A 17,701-nucleotide genomic window follows, 5' to 3' on the forward strand; every position below is an offset into this window, starting at 1 on the left:
TTGGGCGCAAGCAGGTGGCCGAGAACAGGCTTCGCCAGATGGGCGAGAATGGCAGCCTTCTCGCCACACAGCGCTTCAAGCCAGCCCAACGCCATGTCTCTGCAATTTGCCGACCGCCTCAACAACGTTGAAACCTCCGCCATCCGCGAACTCTTCAAGCTGCTGGGCAAGCCCGGCATCATCAGTTTTGCGGGCGGCTTCCCGGACAGCGCCATGTTCGACGTGGAAGGCATCAGCGAAGCCAGCCAACTGGCGCTGAGCCAAGACCCCGGCAGCGCGCTGCAATACGGCGCCACAGAAGGCTACAACCCGTTGCGCGAGCAGATCGCCGCCTTCATGGTGAACAAGGGTGCGGCCGATGTGAAGCCCGAAGGCCTGATCGTCACCACGGGCAGCCAGCAGGCGCTCGACCTGCTGGGTAAAACCATGATCGGCCCGGGCGACAAGGTGATTGTGGAGGGCCCGACCTTCCTGGCCACCATCCAGTGCTTCCGCCTGTATGGCGCGGAAATCATCTCGGCGCCCATCGATGCAGACGGCGTGCGCACCGACGTGCTGGAGGCCTTGATCGCCGAGCACAAGCCGAAGTTTGTCTACCTGATTCCCACCTTCGGCAACCCCAGCGGCGCCACCTTGTCGATGGCGCGGCGCAAGAAGGTGCTGGAACTGGCCGTGCAATACCAAACCCTGGTGGTCGAAGACGACCCCTATGGCGACCTGTACTTTGACGAAGCGCCGCCACCCAGCCTGCTGGCTTTAAGCGCCGGTGTGCCCGGCAGCCGCGAGTGGCTGGCGCACTGCGGTAGCCTCAGCAAAGTGCTGAGCCCGGGCCTGCGCGTGGGCTGGATGATTGGCCCCGAAGAACTGCTGGCCAAGGCCACGATGTGCAAACAGTTCAGCGATGCCCACACCAGCACCTTCGCCCAAGCCACGGCTGCGCAATACCTCAAGGCCGGCCGTATGCCCGGCACGCTGGCCAAGGTGCGCCAGGTGTATGCCGACCGCGCCCGCACCATGGGCCGTGCGTTGAAGAAAGAATTGGGCGACGCCATCACCTTCACCCAGCCCGGCGGCGGCTTGTTCTTCTGGGCCAGCCTTACCGGTGCCAACGGCAAGGTGGGCGACGGCGGCGTGTTGGCCAAACGTGCGATTGAAAAGGGCGTGGCCTTTGTGCCCGGTGCGCCGTTCTACGCGGCTAACCCCGACCACTCCACACTGCGCCTGTCGTTTGCCACGGCTGATGTCGCCAAGATTGAAGAGGGCGTGGCCCGCTTGGGTAGCGCGCTCTGAGGTTTTAAGAGAAATAGGCCTGTAGCGCCTGTTGGATCAGCGCAAGCTGCTGCGAAATGTGTAGCAAATGCTTGTCATCTGTCCGCTGGCGTTGAAACCATGAAAGTGAACACACCATGAATGGCCGCGCCATTGAAACTCTGGACTACAAACTCTTCCCCTCGCCGCGCAACGAACACCGCGAAGTGTTCTTGCACAAGGTGTTTGTGGCCTACCCGTACGCCTTGATCGACCTGCCGAGTTTTGGACTCAAAGGCAAGTTCACGCTGTTTGCCGCCTGCCGTTTGTCCGATATGAAGATGGGCCAGCTGGCGAGCTTTGAGCTGCCCGAAGACGCCAACAAGTTTGAGGCTGACTTCGTCCCTGATTGACATGATTCACCCGATCTAAGGGGTATCTGTGCCTTATGCGGGGTGACGCCCCGCATCGGTGCCATACTCCGCCTCCATTTCCCGGTTATCGGGGATGGGTTCCCTGTTTTCCCTGATTGAAAGTACCCCTATGCGCAAGACCTTCCAACTCCGCCCCGAAGGCAAGAACCCTGACCGGGTGCTGGACGCGGTGAAAAACGAGGTGCGCAAGTATCTGAAACGTGAGCGCCGTCACGATCTGCCCGAAGGCAGCGATTACTGGGATTTTGATTGCCGTAGCGGCGCCGATGCCGATAGCGCGGTGGTGGTGCACCTGGCCGAGTTGATCGGCACCTTGGATGCCGCCTTCAACGAAGGCGCGACCCAGCATTACGTGGAAATTCTGGCCCGCGCAGCGAAGCGTCGGCCACGTGACCCGGCCGCTGCTGGTGACGTGCTGGCCAGCGGCCTGGACGACAGCGACGATTCAGAAGACTGATTCTTAAGACTTGCCCGCGGCAGCAGCAGCGGCCGCGCGTAGCTTGTCTTTCTTGCTTGGGCGCTTGCCCTTGATGCCGCCGGTGCCTTGCGGGTCGGTGACAGACACCGCCACGGGCTCCACCACCGCGGTAGGTTCAAATCCCATGATTTGCTCGCGTGGCACACGTTGCCGCTGGTGTTTTTCAATCAGCCGGAAGTGCGCTTCGCTGGCCGCATTCACAAAGCTCACCGCAATGCCGCTGGCGCCTGCGCGGCCGGTGCGGCCGATGCGGTGCACGTAGTCGGTGGCCGAGCGCGGCAGGTCGTAGTTCACCACCACCGGCAGGCGCGCCACGTCAATGCCGCGTGCGGCCAGATCGGTGCTCACCACCACTTCCCAGCGTTCTTCCTTCAGCTCAGCCAGTACTTGTTTGCGTGCGCCTTGGCTCAGGCTGCCGTGGAAGGCCGTGGCGTACACGCCGGCTTTGTAGAGCTTCTCGGCCACGTGTTCGGCCGCGTATTGCGTGGCCACAAATACCAGCACGCTGCTCCAGCCGTTTTCCTTGATCAGGTGGCGCAGCAGTTGGGTGCGGCGGTTGTCGTCGACCTCGATCGCGCGCTGCGTGATGTCGGGCGCTTGTTCGGGTGTGCTTTCAATCTCGATGCGCACGGGCTCGTTCAGCAACGTGCGCGCCAGCGTTTCGACTTCAGGTGCAAAGGTGGCCGAGAAGAACAGGGTCTGCCGCTTGGCAGGCAGCAGGGCCAACACACGCTGCAATTCTTCGGCAAAGCCGAGGTCGAGCATGCGGTCGGCTTCGTCCAGCACCAGGTGTTGTACGTCGCCCAAGCGTATGGCGTTGTGCTCCACCAGGTCGAGCAGGCGGCCTGGGGTGGCCACCACCACGTCGGCACTGCCACGCAGCGCCATCATTTGCGGGTTGATCGACACACCGCCAAACAGCATCGCCACCTTGGTGGGGTGTGGCAACTGTTGCGCCAAACCGTGCAGCACTTCGCCGACCTGGGCGGCCAACTCGCGTGTGGGCACCAGCACCAGTGTGCGCACCACGCGCACCTTGGGACGGATGGGCGCGTTGGGGTCGACCACGCGCGGCTGCGCGGGCTGCAGCAGTTGTAGCAGCGGCAGTGCAAAGGCGGCGGTTTTGCCCGAGCCGGTCTGGGCTGTGGCCAACACATCGGCGCCACGCAGCACCACAGGAATGGCCTGCTGCTGGATGGGCGTGGGTGCGTTGTAGCCACGAGTGGCGGCGGCGCGCACAAGCGCCGGCGTCAGGCCGAGAGAGGAAAAGGGCATGGAGAACCGATGGGAGAGGAGAAGAAAGCCGAAGGGCCGTGGCCTCATTCAACAACGTGTTAAGGCGAGCGGTGCAATCTCGGAGCCGAGAGCAGCACCAGATTATCCTCTACCGCGCTGTCCACGTCTCGCCAGCGGCCCGTGAGCTTGCCGGTCACCATGGCCGCCTGCAAGGCGCGCAGGTCTTTGACGGTGGGCGCTACCTTGATCTGCGCCACGGCAGCATTGGTGTTGCCGCTCTTGATGATGGCCAAGACCTTGCCTGCCCATTCACTGGTTTTTGCCATAGCGTGGCCTCGTCGTTCTATTGTTCTAAAGGACGACACTTTACCAACCATGCCAAGTCCCAGGGGAGGTGGGGGCTCCACCTCCCTGAGGGTCACCAGATTCAGTCCGCCAGCTTCGCCGATGCTTTTGATTTACGCCAGCGTTTGCTGGTCAGCGCCAAGGCCAAACCAGCCACGGCCATCAGCGCCAAGCCACCCGGTTCGGGCACGGCGTTCATCTTGCTGAGGCTGAAGCTCACCGGCAGTTCGGTGAAGTCGTAGCCGCCGCTGCCGTCGGGCGTGGTGAAGAACTCGACGTTGGAGGCGGGCGAATACCATGTCGCGAAGAACAGGTTGGCATAGGTGCCGGCCGCAGTGCCGTAGCCAATGCCGTGGCTGGTGAGGCCGCCGTCGGCATCGATGATGTTGTCTACGGCAAAAGGCTCGTTCCCTGGAATGGCTGAGCCAGTTGTGTGTAGGCTGGTGATGGCCACGCCGTTGCGGGTGCCGGTGATGCCGAGCACTTGGTAGAAGCCGTCGTGGTCGGGGGTGTCGGCCGTGGTCAGCGTGCCGTGGGCTTCAATGCCGCTGCCGGTGTAGCCCCAGCGCCACAAGATGGAGGCGTGGGCCTGCGATGCGATCGCCAGACTGGCAATGCCGGCCGCACCGGCCAATACGGTGGCGATGCGTCGACCCAATGATTTGTTCTTGCGGCGGACTTGAACGGACATGCGCAGGCTCCAAGAAAGTAACGAGGGTGATGGCGGTCCCGAAGGGACCGAGCGTGGGCTGCCCTAAAAGAGGTGCCTCGTACGAGGTATGCAGGGCATGGTGTGATCATATGAACAACGCATATGAACACCGTTTGCGCTGCACAACACAGTGTTCGCAATTGTTTCTCTGGCTATCGTTTGTGTGCTTTGGTGTTTCTGAGCCCCTCGCAGCGAGCGCCGCCAAATTGCGCGAAACTTGGCGGCACTTTTGGTCTCACACGGTCTCAATTCAACTTATCGAACGGAGTCGCTCCATGCAATACCGCGCGCTCGGCAAGAGCAATCTGCAAGTTTCCGCCTTGTGCCTGGGCACCATGATGTTTGGCGACCAGACCGACCAGAACGAGGCCGCTGCCATCGTGGCCGATGCGCACACGCAGGGCATCAACTACGTCGACACGGCCGACGTCTACACCCTGGGCGCTTCAGAGCGCATGCTGGGTGGCCTGATCAAGGCGCAGCGGCACGATTGGGTGCTGGCCACCAAGCTAGGCAACAACATGGCGGCCGCTGGCGACACGCGCCCAAATCAGAGCCACTACAGCCGCAGTTGGATGCTGCACGAGATCGACGCCAGCTTGCAGCGCCTGCAGACCGACTACGTTGACATCTTGTACCTGCACCGTGACTTCAATGGCATGGACCTGGAAGAGCCGCTGCGTGCGCTCGACGCCATGCTGCGCGCGGGCAAGATCCGCTACTGGGGCGTGTCGAACTTTCGGGGCTGGCGCATTGCCGAGATGGTGCGCATTGCCGCCGAACTGGGCATGCCGGCGCCAGCGGTATGCCAGCCGTACTACAACCTGCTGAACCGCATGCCTGAGGTTGAAATCTTGCCCGCCTGCGCGCACTACGGCATTGGCGTGACCTCGTACAGCCCCATTGCACGCGGCGTGCTCACCGGCAAATATTTGCCGGGCCAAGCCCCCGGCAGCGACACGCGTGCCGGCCGTGGCGACAAACGCATGGCGCAGACCGAATTCCGCGAAGAGTCGCTCGTCATCACGCAGCAACTCAAAGTGCACGCTGAAGCACGCGGCTTGACCGTGGCGCAATTCGCCACCGCCTGGGTACTGGCCCACAACGCCATCAGCTCGGTGATTGCCGGCCCGCGCACGCTGGAGCAATGGAAGAGCTACAACCCCGCCGTGTTCTACGAGTGGACGGCCGAAGACGAAGCGCTGGTCGATGCGCTGGTGCCCGCAGGCCATCCGTCCACGCCTGGGTTTACCGATCCGGCTTATCCTCTGCACCCCCGATTAAAGAAAGTTTGAGTTTTGAAAGCGAAGTCTTCTTCCGGTTTGAGTGGTTTAGGCAGCCTAGCGGGCTTGGTCTACTCCACCGACAGCGGCCGTATGTGCCCCGACTGCCGCCAGCCTATGGCCGACTGCCAATGCAAAGCCATTGCCGCCGCAAAAGCCATACCGGCGGGTGACGGCATCGTGCGCGTGTCGCGCGAGACCAAAGGGCGCGGCGGCAAGGCCGTCACCTTGGTGAAGGGGGTGTCGGTCAATGCCGAAGACCTGCAGGCGTTGGGCAAAAAGCTCAAGGCGGCGTGCGGCAGTGGCGGCACGGTGAAAGACGGTGTGATCGAAGTACAGGGCGACCACTGCGAGCCGGTGATGAAGCTGCTGCTGGCGCAAGGCTTCAAGGTGAAGCGCGCTGGCGGTTAGGCTCTCTCCCTTGGTAATGTAAGGCCCAGTATGACCAGCACTGCACAAGCTAAAGGTTCGTTTGAGGTGAGTTTGGCACCCGTGCCACTGAGTGACGTTGCCGCCCATACCGGTTTGGGCCGGATGACACTGGACAAGCGTTTCACCGGCGACTTGGTGGCTACCAGCCAGGGCGAAATGCTGGCGTTTCGTAGCCCGACGGCCGGTTCGGCCGGTTATGTGGCGATGGAAGTGGTGACAGGTTCCCTACACGGGCGCAGCGGGTCTTTTGTGTTGCAACACAGCTCCACCATGGCGCGAGGTGTGCCTACGCAGTCCATCACGGTGGTGCCAGACTCCGCGACGGGTGATTTGCTTGGGTTGACCGGCAGTTTGGTGATCACCATCACCGAAGGCCAGCATCTTTACCTGTTTGACTACGCCTTGCCCTGACGAAGGGCCAAGGCGCTGAGTCCAACAGGCGGCTGTTTACTCGGGGTCGCGCGACACCAGAGATCCCGCAAACATACCTGAGCGGCCGGGAGTGACGGGCTGATGCGATGGCTTCAGCAAGCCGCGTAAGCGCATCGCCAAAATGGTGAATAACGAGCGTGGTGGGGTGCCGAGTCGGGCGCGAACAGTGATCATGGCAAACTCCGCAGAAGTTAAAAAACGATATATACAGTTTATATAGTTGAGTCTGTATATTCGCACCATAATTTCACGGTGCAGCCACTGCGATTGCTGCTTTTGCGTTGCTTTTTGCGCAAATCCGGCAAAAGGCGGTCAAATTTGACGAATCTGGGTGCTGACCCGAACGGCTACTCGTCCTGCCGACGGCGTTTCTCGTTGCGGTGCTCTGCCACCAATTCCATCTTGCCTTGGGCGTTTTCACGCTCCAGCCGAACGGTAAAGCCCCACAGGTAGGCCAGGTGCTTCATCACCGTGGCGCTGGTGTCGCCCAACGGGCGGCGCTGGTGTGCAAAGTGGCGCAGCGTGAGCGAACGGTCGCCGCGCAGGTCGACGTTCCACACCTGGATGTTGGGCTCGCGGCTGCCCAAGTCGTATTGTTCAGCCAACTGCTGGCGGATGGCGCGGTAGCCCATATCGTCGTGGATCAGCCGTACCTCCAGCTTGGCGCGGGCGTCGTCGTCCAGCACCGAGAACAGGCGGAACTCGCGGATCAGCTTGGGCGAGAGGTATTGCGCAATAAAGCTCTCGTCTTTGAAGTTCTGCATGGCAAAGTCAAACGTGTCGCGCCAGTTCGAGCCCGCAATGTCCGGGAACCAGGTGCGGTCTTCTTCCGTGGGCTCTTCGCAGATGCGGCGAATGTCGCGCCACATGGCAAAGCCCAAGGCGTAGGGGTTGATCCCCGAGTAGTAGCGGCTGTTGTACGGCGGCTGGTAGACCACGTTGGTGTGCGACTGCAGAAACTCCATCATGAAACCATCGCTCAACTGGCCTTCGTCGTATAGCGTGTTCAACAGCGTGTAGTGCCAGAAGGTAGCCCAGCCTTCGTTCATCACCTGCGTTTGGCGCTGCGGGTAGAAGTACTGGCCGATTTTGCGCACGATGCGCACCACCTCGCGCTGCCAGGGGTCGAGCAGCGGTGCATGTTTCTCAATGAAGTAGAGCAGGTTTTCTTCGGGCTCTGCGGGAAAGCGTTTTTCGACCCGGCGCTCGCTGGCTTCGGCCTCCGCGCGCGGCGGCAGGGTGCGCCACAGGTCGTTCACCTGGGCTTGCAGGTATTCGGCGCGCTCGTTCTGGCGCAGGGTTTCTTTTTCCAGCGACAGGCGCGGTGAGCGTTTGTAGCGGTCTACGCCGAGGTTGACGAGGGCGTGGCAGGCGTCGAGCAACTGTTCCACCGCGTCGACGCCGTAGCGCTCTTCGCAGTCGGCAATGTAGTTTTTGGCAAACACCAGGTAGTCGATGATGGCGTCTGCACTGGTCCATTGGCGGAACAGGTGGTTGCCCTTGAAGAACGAGTTGTGGCCGTAGGCGGCGTGCGCAATCACCAGAGCCTGCATGGGCAGGGTGTTCTCGTCCATGAGATAGGCAATGCATGGATCGGAATTGATCACGATCTCATAGGCCAAGCCCATCTGGCCGCGTTTGTAGCGGTTTTCAGTTGACAAGAAATGTTTGCCAAACGACCAGTGGTGGTAATACACCGGCATGCCGATGGAGGCGTAGGCGTCCATCATTTGCTCGGCGCTGATGAGTTCTAGTAGATGCGGGTAGCAGTCCAGCCGGTAGCGTTTGGCCACGCGGCCAATGGCTTCGTCGTAAGCCTCAATCGCTTCGAAGGTCCACTCGGAGCCAGCAGGCAGGGGCTCCCTCTTGATGGCAGAAACGGGCGCGGCGTCGGCTGGCGGCGTCAACGGCGGTGTGACGGGTGGGGGCACCTCCGGGTGTTCTGTCGAAGAGGCCGTGGTTTTGTCCGTCGATTTAGGCATGGCGCGCTTTCTTTGGGAGCGGTCGCGTGTGTGGCGTGTGGGGCCGCGTGTGCGTTTAGGCGCGGCGTTTGAACAGCTCGCGAAACACAGGATAGATATCGGCCACGGTGGCGATGCGCTCCATCGCAAATTTATCGGTGTGGCTGCTTTTGATCTGGGCGTATTCCTCCCACAGGTTTTGCGGCGGGCCGTCGGTGATTTCAATGTAGGCAAAGTACTGCATCAGCGGCAGGATCGATTGCTCCAGCAACGCGCGGCACTTGGGTGAATCGTCGTGCCAGTTGTCACCATCCGACGCCTGCGCGGCGTAGATGTTCCACAGGCTGCTGGGGTAACGCGCGGTGACGATCTCGTGCATCAGCGTCAGTGCGCTCGATACCACCGTGCCACCGGTTTCCCGCGAGGTGAAGAAGTCGTCTTCGTCCACCTCGGAGGCCAACGTGTGGTGGCGGATGAACACCACCTCGATGCGTTCGTAGTTGCGCGTCAAGAACAGGTACAGCAGCATGAAGAAGCGCTTGGCTACGTTCTTGCGGCCTTCGTCCATGGAGCCGGACACATCCAGCAAACAGAACATCACCGCCTGCGTGGTGGGCTGCGGTATCCGCACACGGTTGTTGTAGCGCAGGTCAAAGGTGTCGACAAACGGCACGGCCTCGATCTTGGCGCGGAGGTGCGCGATGTCGCGGCGCGTCTGCTGCACGTCTGGATGGTCTTCGGGCAGCGTTTCCAGCAATTCTTTGAGCCTGGCTTCGAGCTCGCGCAACTGCGCGCCATATGGCCCGGCAATGGCCACACGACGCCCAGCAGCACCGCGCATGGTGCGGCTCAGGTTGATGTTGGTCGGCACGCCGGTCTGCACGTAGCCCGCGCGGATGCGCCGGTATTGGTCAATGCGCGCCAACTGCTGCTTCACCAGGTGGGGCAGTTCCATCTCGTCAAAGAAGATGTCGAGGAACTCGTCTTTGCTGAGGGTGAACACGAACTCATCGAGCCCCTCGCCGTCCTGGCTGGCTTCGCCCTTGCCGGTGCCCCCCGCACCGCCGCCCGGTGGCCGGTCGACCTGGTCGCCGCGGTTGAAGCGGTCGTTGCCGGGGCGTACGGTTTCCCACACGCCGCCACGGCCATGCTCAAACTGTGGCTCACCAATGTCTTTGCCTGAAATACCAATCTTCTCCCCGCCGTCGAGGTCGCGTACGCCGCGTTTGTTCACCGCGTCGGAAACCGCTTTGCGGATCTGTCCTTTGAAGCGACGGATGAAGCGGCTACGGTTGACCGAGCTTTTATGTTTACTGTCGAACCTACGATCTACGATGCGCACCGTCATGAGCGATCCTCCGGTTCAATGCCAACCCTATGAAGATTTACGAACCCGTAAATACCACTCGCAAAGCAGACGAACCTGCTTCTCGGTGTAGCCCTTGGTGATCATGCGGTTGACGAAGTCCTGATGCTTCTTCTGCTCTTCGTTGCTGGCCTTGGTGTTGAACGAGATCACCGGCAGCAATTCTTCGGTGTTGGAGAACATCTTCTTCTCGATCACCGAGCGCAGCTTTTCGTACGACGTCCAGCTCGGGTTTTGCCCGTCCTGGCGCGCCCGTGCACGCAACACAAAATTGACCACCTCGTTGCGGAAGTCTTTGGGGTTGGAAATGCCAGCGGGCTTTTCGATCTTTTCCAGTTCGTCGTTCAGCGCCGCACGGTCGAGGATTTCGCCGGTGTTGGGGTCGCGGAACTCCTGGTCCTGGATCCAGAAGTCGGCGTAGATCACATAGCGGTCGAAGATGTTCTGGCCGTATTCAGAATAGCTCTCGAGATACGAGGTCTGGATCTCTTTGCCAATGAACTCGGCGTAGCGCGGCGACAGGAACTCCTTGATGAAGCGCAGGTACTTCTCTTCGATCTCCGGCGCAAATTGTTCCTGCTCGATTTGTTGTTCGAGCACGTACATCAGGTGCACCGGATTGGCCGCCACCTCGCGGTGGTCGAAGTTGAACACGCGCGACAAGATCTTGAACGCGAAGCGGGTCGACAAGCCGAGCATGCCTTCGTCCACCCCGGCAAAGTCGCGGTACTCCTGGAAACTCTTGGCCTTGGGGTCGGTGTCTTTGAGGTTCTCGCCGTCGTAGACACGCATCTTCGAGAAGATGCTCGAATTCTCGGGCTCCTTCAGGCGCGACAACACCGAGAACTGCGCCAACATGCGCAGGGTGTCGGGCGCGCAGGGTGCGGCAGCGAGCGACGAGTTGGTCACCAGCTTTTCGTAGATGTGGATTTCGTCGGATACGCGCAACGAGTACGGTACCTTGACAATGTAGATCCGATCGAGAAAAGCTTCGTTGTTGCGGTTGTTCTTGAACGCCTGCCATTCGGCTTCGTTCGAGTGGGCGAGGATCAGCCCATCGAACGGAATGGCGCCAAAGCCTTCCGTGCCTTTGTAGTTACCTTCTTGCGTGGCCGTCAGCAAAGGATGGAGCACCTTGATCGGTGCCTTGAACATTTCCACAAACTCCAACACGCCGCGGTTGGCCAGGCACAGGCCTCCGGAATACGAATACGCATCCGGGTCGTTTTGAGAATAGGTTTCCAGCTTGCGGATGTCGATCTTGCCGACCAGCGACGAGATGTCCTGGTTGTTTTCGTCACCCGGCTCGGTCTTGGACACCGCCACTTGCGACAGCACCGAAGGCCGTAGCTTGACCACGCGGAACTTCGTGATGTCGCCGCCAAACTCCTGCAGCCTTTTCACAGCCCAGGGGCTCATGATGGTGTTGAGGTAACGCGTGGGAATGCCGTAGTCCTGCTCCAGAATCTTCGCGTCTTCTGTAGGGTTGAAGAGGCCGAGCGGCGACTCGTGTACGGGCGAACCCTTGATGGCGTAGAACGGCACGCGTTCGATCAGGCTCTTGAGTTTTTCAGCCAGAGACGACTTGCCGCCGCCGACGGGGCCGAGCAAATACAGAATCTGTTTCTTTTCTTCCAGCCCCTGCGCGGCGTGGCGGAAGTAGGAGACGATGCTTTCAATTACTTCTTCCATGCCATACAGGTCACGGAAGGCCGGGTAGATCTTCAGCACCTTGTTGGCAAAGATGCGCGACAGCCGAGGCTCGGTGCGGGTGTCGACGATTTCGGGCTCGCCGATGGCCATGAGCATGCGCTCGGCCACGCTGGCGTACGCCGCTCGATCCCGCTTGCACAGATCCAGGTACTCCTGGATAGACATTTCTTCTTCCTGGGCCGCCTCGTAGCGGCTTTGGTAACGCGCGAAGATGGTCATAACACTCTCCTTTGTGAGGATGGATACGTTCCGGCTGTCTCGGGCCCCGCTGATCGTTTAGACGATCACTGCTAATTCTGTTTTTGGTTTGTCATCCTGTTGATCTAATAACGATGATAGGCGTTCCGTGTTGACCTGCGGGAATCAATTACCCGCTATTAGTGCAGGACTTCTAGCAATCGGTCCAGGCCACCGGCGTTGATGGCTATCATGGCCTGTTCACGCACCTTGGGTTTGGCGTGGTACGCCACCGAAAGGCCGGCTGCCCCCATCATCGGCAGGTCGTTGGCCCCGTCGCCCATGGCGATGGTCTGGCGCGGCTCCAGGCCCAAAGCGTTGCAGGTTTCCAACAACATTTTGCGTTTCTCGGCGCCATCGCAAATGTCGCCCCATGCCTGATCCATCACGCGACCTGTCAATACGCCGTTTTCCGCTTCCAGCACATTCGAGCGCGTGAAGTCGATCTTCAGCAGGTCGCGCAGGCGGTCGGTAAAGAATGTAAAGCCGCCACTCACCAACAACACCTTCAGGCCGGCAGCCTGGCAGGTCTCCACCAATTTGGCGGCCCCGGGGTTGAGTTGTAGGCGCTCGCGGTAGACCTGCTCCATGCTGCTCACGCTCACCCCTTTGAGCAAAGCGACGCGGCGGCGCAGGCTTTCTTTGAAATCGGCAATCTCGCCGCGCATTGTGGCTTCGGTGATAGCGGCCACTTCGGCTTTCAGGCCCACGGCGTCAGCAATTTCGTCGATGCACTCGATGTTGATCAGGGTGGAGTCCATGTCGAAGGCGATCAGGCCAAAGTCGCGCAGGCGCAATGGTGGGGTAAAGCCTTGGAGCACCAGACCGGGAGAGATTTCTTGAGCTTGGGTGTTTTGCATGTCGTTGATCGGTAAATGTTTTTCAGCTTGAAAGCGCTGTGCTGGATTTGCCAGCGGTGGGCGGCGGCTCGACCTTGACGGGGCCCAGCCCACGCAGCACGTCGCGCACCATCTGGGCGCGGTCCTTGGGCTCGGGCAGGGCGCGCTCGATGCGCAGTTTGTCGTTGCCCGCCAACTTGATGTGTTTGTTCTTCTGGATCATCTCGATGATGCGCATAGGCTCAAACGGTGGGTTGGGGCGGAAGGTGATGTTGATCAGGCCCGGTGCAGCATCCACTTTGGCTACGCCATAAGGCTTGGCCAGCACACGCAGGCGGTGCACGTCGATGAGGGTTTGCGCCTGCGGCGGCAGCTTGCCGAAGCGGTCGACAATTTCTTCGAGCAGGCTGTCGAGCTGGTCACCGTTGTTGGCCGTGGCAAGCTTTTTGTAGAAGCTCAGGCGCAGGTGCACGTCGCCGCAATAGTCGTCGGGCAGCAGCGCGGGGGCGTGCAAGTTGATCTCGGTGGTGACGTTCAGCGGGCTCAGCAAGTCTGGCTCAATGCCCGCCTTCAGGCTGCGCACGGCTTCGTTCAACATCTCGTTGTAGAGCTGGAAGCCAACTTCGAGCATGTTGCCGCTTTGGTTTTCGCCCAGCACTTCGCCAGCGCCGCGAATCTCCAAATCATGCATGGCCAGGTAGAAGCCGGAGCCAAGCTCTTCCATCTGCTGGATGGCGTCGAGCCGCTGGCTGGCGTGTTTGGTCAGGCCTTCGAGGTCGGGGACCATCAGGTAGGCGTAGGCCTGGTGGTGGCTACGGCCCACGCGGCCGCGTAGCTGGTGCAGTTGCGCCAAGCCGAACTTGTCGGCACGGCTCATCACGATGGTGTTGGCCGTGGGCACGTCGATGCCGGTCTCGATAATCGTCGAGCACAGCAGCAGGTTGGTGCGCTGCGCCACGAAGTCGCGCATCACGCTTTCCAACTGGCGCTCGGGCATTTGGCCGTGGGCCACGGCGATGCGCGCTTCGGGCAGCAACTCTTCGAGCTTCTGCCGGCGGTTTTCAATCGTCTCGACTTCGTTGTGCAAGAAATAAACCTGGCCGCCACGCTTCAACTCGCGCATCACGGCTTCGCGGATCACGCCATTGTTTTCGCTGCGCACAAAGGTCTTGATCGCCAGGCGGCGCTGCGGTGCGGTGGCGATGACGCTCAGGTCGCGCAGGCCTTCGAGTGCCATGCCCAAGGTGCGCGGGATGGGGGTGGCGGTTAGCGTCAGCACATCGACCTCGGCGCGCATCGCCTTCATGGCCTCTTTGTGGCGCACACCAAAGCGGTGCTCTTCGTCAATGATCAGCAGGCCGAGGTCTTTGAACTCGGTCTTCTGGCTCAACAGCTTGTGCGTGCCGACCACGATGTCGACGCTGCCATCGGCCACGCCTTTCATGGCAGCGGTGATCTCTTTGGCCGAGCGGAAGCGGCTCATCTCGGCGATCTTTACGGGCCACTTGCTGAAACGGTCGGTCAGCGTTTGGTAGTGTTGCTCGGCCAGCAGCGTGGTGGGCGCCAAAAACGCCACTTGTTTGCCGCCGGTGACGGCGATGAAGGCCGCACGCAAGGCCACTTCGGTCTTGCCAAAACCGACGTCGCCGCAGACCAGGCGATCCATTGGGCGCGGGCTGATCATGTCCTGGATGACGGCGTGGATGGCGGCGCGTTGGTCGGCGGTTTCGTCGAAGCCGAAGTCATTCGCAAAGGTTTCGTAGTCGCCTGGCGAGTAGCGGAACGGGAAGCCTTCGCGCGCGGCGCGGCGGGCGTAGATGTTCAGCAGCTCGGCGGCAGAGTCGCGCACTTGTTCGGCGGCGCGGCGTTTGGCTTTTTCCCACTGGCCGCTACCCAGGCGGTGCAGCGGCGCTTCATCGGCGCTGACGCCGGTGTAGCGGCTGATCTGCTGCAACTGGCTCACGGGTACATAGAGCGTGGCCTTGTCGGCGTATTCCAGGTGCAAAAATTCTTGCAGAGCGGGGCTGCCGTCGGGGTTTTTCTCTTGCGTGAGATTCAGGTGGATCAAGCCCTTGTAGCGGCCGATGCCGTGCGCCGAGTGGACCACCGGATCACCCACATTCAGCTCGCTCAGGTCTTTGATCAGCGCTTCAACGTCGCTGACCTGTTCTTGCTTCTTGCGGCGGCGCGTGGTGGGGCCGGCGGCGAAGAGTTCGGTCTCGGTGACGAAGTCGATGCCGGTCTCAGTCCAGCCGAAACCGATGGTCAGTGCGGCTTTGGTGATGCCGACCTTCTCGGTGCTCTCCTGGAACTCGGCCAAGGAATCGAATGCGGGTGGGTTGACCTGGCTGGCGCGCAGGAAGTCGAGCAAGCTTTCTTGCCGCCCCGCGCTTTCGGCCAGCAGCAACACGCGGTGCGGCGTTTGGCTCAGGTGCGATTTGAGCCGGGCCAACGGGTCTTCGGCGCCGCGCACCACCGAGAGGACGGGCAGCACGTCAAATTCGGCAAAGTCGGTGGGCTGGCGCGTGTCGGTTGCCGCTGGCGTGGGCGCGGGGCGGAGGGCCAGTTGGGCGTATTGGTTGGCGTGGCTGTAAAACTGCTCGGTGCCGAGGAACAGCGATTCGGGCGGTAGCGCGGGCCGGTCTGGGTCGCCCTGGATGAGGCGGTAGCGGTCTTTGGTGTCTTGCCAAAAACGCTGGAACGCGGGCTCCAGGTCGCCGTGCATCACCAGCGTGGCTTGTTCGCCCAAATAGTCGAACACGGTAGCGGCTTCGTCGAAAAACAGCGGCAGGTAGTACTCGATACCGGCGGTGGCTACGCCGTTGCCCATATCTTTGTAGACGCGGCTCTTGGTTGGATCTCCGTCCAGTAATTCGCGCCAACGGTGGCGGAACTTTGCACGTGCGTCATCGTCCATGGGGAATTCGCGGCCGGGCAGCAGGCGAACTTCGGGCACGGGGTACAGGCTGCGCTGCGTATCAGGGTCGAAGGTGCGGATGCTGTCGATTTCGTCGTCAAATAAATCCACGCGATAGGGCACGAGCGAGCCCATCGGAAACAGGTCGATCAAGCCGCCGCGCACGGCGTATTCACCAGGGCTGACCACTTGCGACACGTGGTTGTAGCCCGCCAGCGTGAGTTGCGCCTTGAGTTTGGCTTCGTCGAGCTTTTGCTTGACCTTGAAGTGGAAGGTGTAGCCTGCCAAAAAGCTGGGCGGCGCCAGCCGGTAGAGCGCGGTGGTGGCCGGGATAATGACCACGTCGGCGCCGGTGTCCTTGTCGCGTTGGCTGATTCGCCAAAGCGTGGCCAAGCGTTCGCTTATCAGGTCCTGATGCGGCGAAAAGGTGTCGTACGGCAGGGTTTCCCAGTCGGGGAACAGGGCACAACGCAGTTCGGGTGCAAAAAACACCAACTCGTCGAGCAAACGCTGGGCATCGGTGGCGTTGGCGCAGAAGATGGCCGTGAGGCGGCGTTGCGCCTTGTCGCGCACAGCCAGTTGGGCCAGGAGCAAGGCGTCAGCCGAGCCGGGCGGGCTGGGCAGGGTGTAGCGTTTGCCGGGTACGAGTTTGGGTAAGTCCATGGGCTGTTGAGGGTAGAAAGCGGGCGTTTGCAGCGTTCAACGCGCGGGTTCTAGCCGTTGTACACGTGCCTTTGAGCTACGGTGGGGAGATAGGGGCAGTCTAGGTGGTACGGGGATTTTAGAATGGCGTCCAATGTCCAGTTCCTCACCTGCTAAAACACCACGCTTGTTTGTCCTGATTCCCTGTGCCGGGGTGGGCAGCCGTGCGTTGGATCCCACGGCGCCAAGCGTCGTCCCCAAACAATACCAATCCATTGCCGGCCAGCCGCTGGTGCTCCACACGCTGGCGGCCTTTGCTGGCGTTGCGCGTATCGCGGATGTGCTGGTGGTGGTGGTGCCAGACGATTCGTTTTTTGAGGATGCGTCAGCCCCTTGTGTTGTGTCGCATACCGGCGGCGCCAGCCGGGCCGACACCGTGGCCAACGGGTTGCACGATCTGTTTGAGTTGGGCGCCTCTGGGGACGACTGGGTGTTGGTGCACGATGCCGCGCGTTGCCTAGTCACTCCAGCGCAGATCGACAAGTTGATTGACGCTTGCTGGAACGATCCAGTGGGGGGGCTGTTGGCGTTGCCGTTGCCTGATACGCTGAAAAGCGAAGGGCAGGGCGAGCAGGCTGGTCGGATCGACACGACATTGCCGCGAGCAGGCAAGTGGCTCGCACAGACGCCGCAGATGTTCCGTATCGGCATGTTGTCACAGGCGCTTCAGCAGGCTGCAGGCACAGGCATGACAGGCATCACCGACGAGGCTAGCGCGCTGGAAGCACAGGGTTTAGCGCCTAAGCTGGTGGTGGGGAGCGCACAGAATTTCAAGGTTACCTATCCTGAGGACTTCGCGCTTGCCGCAGCCGTGTTGGAAAACCGTGCCCGCAAAACAAAAAACTAAGGACCAGGTTATGAATATCAGAATTGGCGAAGGCTGGGACGTCCACGCCTTGGTCCCCGGGCGCAAGCTGATCATCGGTGGCGTGGAGATCCCTCACATCACCGGACTGTTGGGTCACTCAGATGCCGATGTGCTGCTGCACGCCATCACCGATGCGCTGTTTGGCGCGGCCGCATTGGGCGATATTGGCACGCACTTCTCCGATACCGATCCGCAGTTCCACGGCGCCGATTCGATGAAACTGCTGGTGGAAGCGGCGCGACGTGTGCAGGCTAAGGGCTACCGTATCGGCAACATCGACAGCACAGTGATTGCCCAAGCTCCCAAACTCATGCCACACATTCCCGCGATGCGCGCCAGCATTGCCAAAGCGCTCGGGCTGGACATGGAACAAATCAACGTGAAGGCTAAAACCGCAGAAAAGCTCGGCCCTGTAGGGCAGGGGCAGAGCATGGAGGCTCGGGCAGTGGTGCTGCTGTTCGGCACGGTCTGACCTATCAGCGCGGCTTCCGAGAGGCC

Annotated in this window: 17 protein-coding genes; 8 read left to right on the forward strand and 9 right to left on the reverse strand. The window is 61.0% G+C overall.

Annotation, left to right across the window (positions count from 1 at the left end; genetic code table 11):
• The first annotated feature begins 99 nt into the window (after positions 1 to 99).
• The 3 genes from ACPWMG_RS09730 (at position 100) to ACPWMG_RS09740 (ending at position 2,139) form a co-directional block, all read left to right on the forward strand.
• A complete protein-coding gene (locus ACPWMG_RS09730; protein ID WP_483305219.1) occupies positions 100 to 1,290 on the forward strand; it encodes an aminotransferase-like domain-containing protein in 1,191 nt (396 codons plus the stop codon).
• A 116-nt stretch (positions 1,291 to 1,406) separates the two neighbouring features.
• Positions 1,407 to 1,661, forward strand: a complete 255-nt coding sequence (locus ACPWMG_RS09735; RefSeq protein ID WP_483304439.1) for a hypothetical protein — start codon at positions 1,407 to 1,409, stop codon at positions 1,659 to 1,661.
• Positions 1,662 to 1,791: 130 nt separating this feature from the next.
• Positions 1,792 to 2,139, forward strand: a complete 348-nt coding sequence (locus ACPWMG_RS09740; RefSeq protein WP_483304440.1) for a DUF6172 family protein — start codon at positions 1,792 to 1,794, stop codon at positions 2,137 to 2,139.
• Positions 2,140 to 2,142: 3 nt separating this feature from the next.
• Here the strand turns inward: ACPWMG_RS09740 and ACPWMG_RS09745 are convergent, their stop codons facing one another.
• From ACPWMG_RS09745 to ACPWMG_RS09755, 3 genes are all read right to left on the reverse strand, one after another.
• On the reverse strand, positions 2,143 to 3,435 hold the full coding sequence (locus ACPWMG_RS09745; protein ID WP_483304441.1) for a DEAD/DEAH box helicase: 1,293 nt from the start codon (positions 3,433 to 3,435) through the stop codon (positions 2,143 to 2,145).
• Between the two features lie 59 nt (positions 3,436 to 3,494).
• Positions 3,495 to 3,722, reverse strand: a complete 228-nt coding sequence (locus tag ACPWMG_RS09750) for a hypothetical protein (protein ID WP_483304442.1) — start codon at positions 3,720 to 3,722, stop codon at positions 3,495 to 3,497.
• Between the two features lie 101 nt (positions 3,723 to 3,823).
• Positions 3,824 to 4,432: a PEP-CTERM sorting domain-containing protein gene (locus tag ACPWMG_RS09755; RefSeq protein ID WP_483304443.1), complete on the reverse strand. Its 609-nt coding sequence runs from the start codon at positions 4,430 to 4,432 to the stop codon at positions 3,824 to 3,826.
• Between the two features lie 296 nt (positions 4,433 to 4,728).
• Here ACPWMG_RS09755 and ACPWMG_RS09760 point away from each other — a divergent pair, with 296 nt between their 5' ends.
• The 3 genes from ACPWMG_RS09760 (at position 4,729) to ACPWMG_RS09770 (ending at position 6,579) form a co-directional block, all read left to right on the forward strand.
• Entirely contained in the window at positions 4,729 to 5,748 is a 1,020-nt protein-coding gene (locus tag ACPWMG_RS09760; protein WP_483304444.1) for an aldo/keto reductase, read from the forward strand.
• An 81-nt stretch (positions 5,749 to 5,829) separates the two neighbouring features.
• Positions 5,830 to 6,147, forward strand: coding sequence for a translation initiation factor Sui1 (locus ACPWMG_RS09765; RefSeq protein WP_483305220.1), 318 nt, complete (start codon positions 5,830 to 5,832; stop codon positions 6,145 to 6,147).
• Between the two features lie 30 nt (positions 6,148 to 6,177).
• A complete protein-coding gene (locus ACPWMG_RS09770) occupies positions 6,178 to 6,579 on the forward strand; it encodes a DUF3224 domain-containing protein (RefSeq protein ID WP_483304445.1) in 402 nt (133 codons plus the stop codon).
• A 36-nt stretch (positions 6,580 to 6,615) separates the two neighbouring features.
• Here ACPWMG_RS09770 and ACPWMG_RS09775 read toward each other — a convergent pair whose 3' ends face one another.
• From ACPWMG_RS09775 to mfd, 6 genes are all read right to left on the reverse strand, one after another.
• Positions 6,616 to 6,774 (reverse strand): hypothetical protein, encoded by a 159-nt coding sequence (locus ACPWMG_RS09775; RefSeq protein WP_483304446.1) that lies wholly within the window; start codon positions 6,772 to 6,774, stop codon positions 6,616 to 6,618.
• Positions 6,775 to 6,947: 173 nt separating this feature from the next.
• Positions 6,948 to 8,582 (reverse strand): SpoVR family protein, encoded by a 1,635-nt coding sequence (locus ACPWMG_RS09780; RefSeq protein WP_483304447.1) that lies wholly within the window; start codon positions 8,580 to 8,582, stop codon positions 6,948 to 6,950.
• Between the two features lie 55 nt (positions 8,583 to 8,637).
• Complete coding sequence (locus ACPWMG_RS09785; protein ID WP_483304448.1) at positions 8,638 to 9,909, reverse strand: YeaH/YhbH family protein; 1,272 nt, start codon at positions 9,907 to 9,909, stop codon at positions 8,638 to 8,640.
• 27 nt (positions 9,910 to 9,936) lie between these two features.
• Positions 9,937 to 11,859, reverse strand: coding sequence for a PrkA family serine protein kinase (locus ACPWMG_RS09790; protein ID WP_483304449.1), 1,923 nt, complete (start codon positions 11,857 to 11,859; stop codon positions 9,937 to 9,939).
• A gap of 158 nt (positions 11,860 to 12,017) precedes the next feature.
• On the reverse strand, positions 12,018 to 12,737 hold the full coding sequence (serB, locus tag ACPWMG_RS09795; protein ID WP_483304450.1) for a phosphoserine phosphatase SerB: 720 nt from the start codon (positions 12,735 to 12,737) through the stop codon (positions 12,018 to 12,020).
• Positions 12,738 to 12,759: 22 nt separating this feature from the next.
• Positions 12,760 to 16,296 (reverse strand): transcription-repair coupling factor, encoded by a 3,537-nt coding sequence (gene mfd / locus ACPWMG_RS09800; RefSeq protein WP_483304451.1) that lies wholly within the window; start codon positions 16,294 to 16,296, stop codon positions 12,760 to 12,762.
• Positions 16,297 to 16,462: 166 nt separating this feature from the next.
• On the opposite strand from mfd, the gene ispD reads away from it, so the two are divergent.
• Positions 16,463 to 17,182, forward strand: a complete 720-nt coding sequence (gene ispD, locus ACPWMG_RS09805; protein ID WP_483304452.1) for a 2-C-methyl-D-erythritol 4-phosphate cytidylyltransferase — start codon at positions 16,463 to 16,465, stop codon at positions 17,180 to 17,182.
• Positions 17,183 to 17,192: 10 nt separating this feature from the next.
• The gene (gene ispF, locus ACPWMG_RS09810) at positions 17,193 to 17,675 is read left to right on the forward strand and encodes a 2-C-methyl-D-erythritol 2,4-cyclodiphosphate synthase (RefSeq protein ID WP_483304453.1); all 483 of its coding nucleotides are present in this window, start codon (positions 17,193 to 17,195) and stop codon (positions 17,673 to 17,675) included.
• The last annotated feature ends 26 nt before the right edge of the window (positions 17,676 to 17,701 follow it).

It is taken from the genome of Hydrophilobacter chitinilyticus, assembly GCF_049860745.1.
GTDB lineage: Bacteria > Pseudomonadota > Gammaproteobacteria > Burkholderiales > Burkholderiaceae_C > Rhodoferax_B.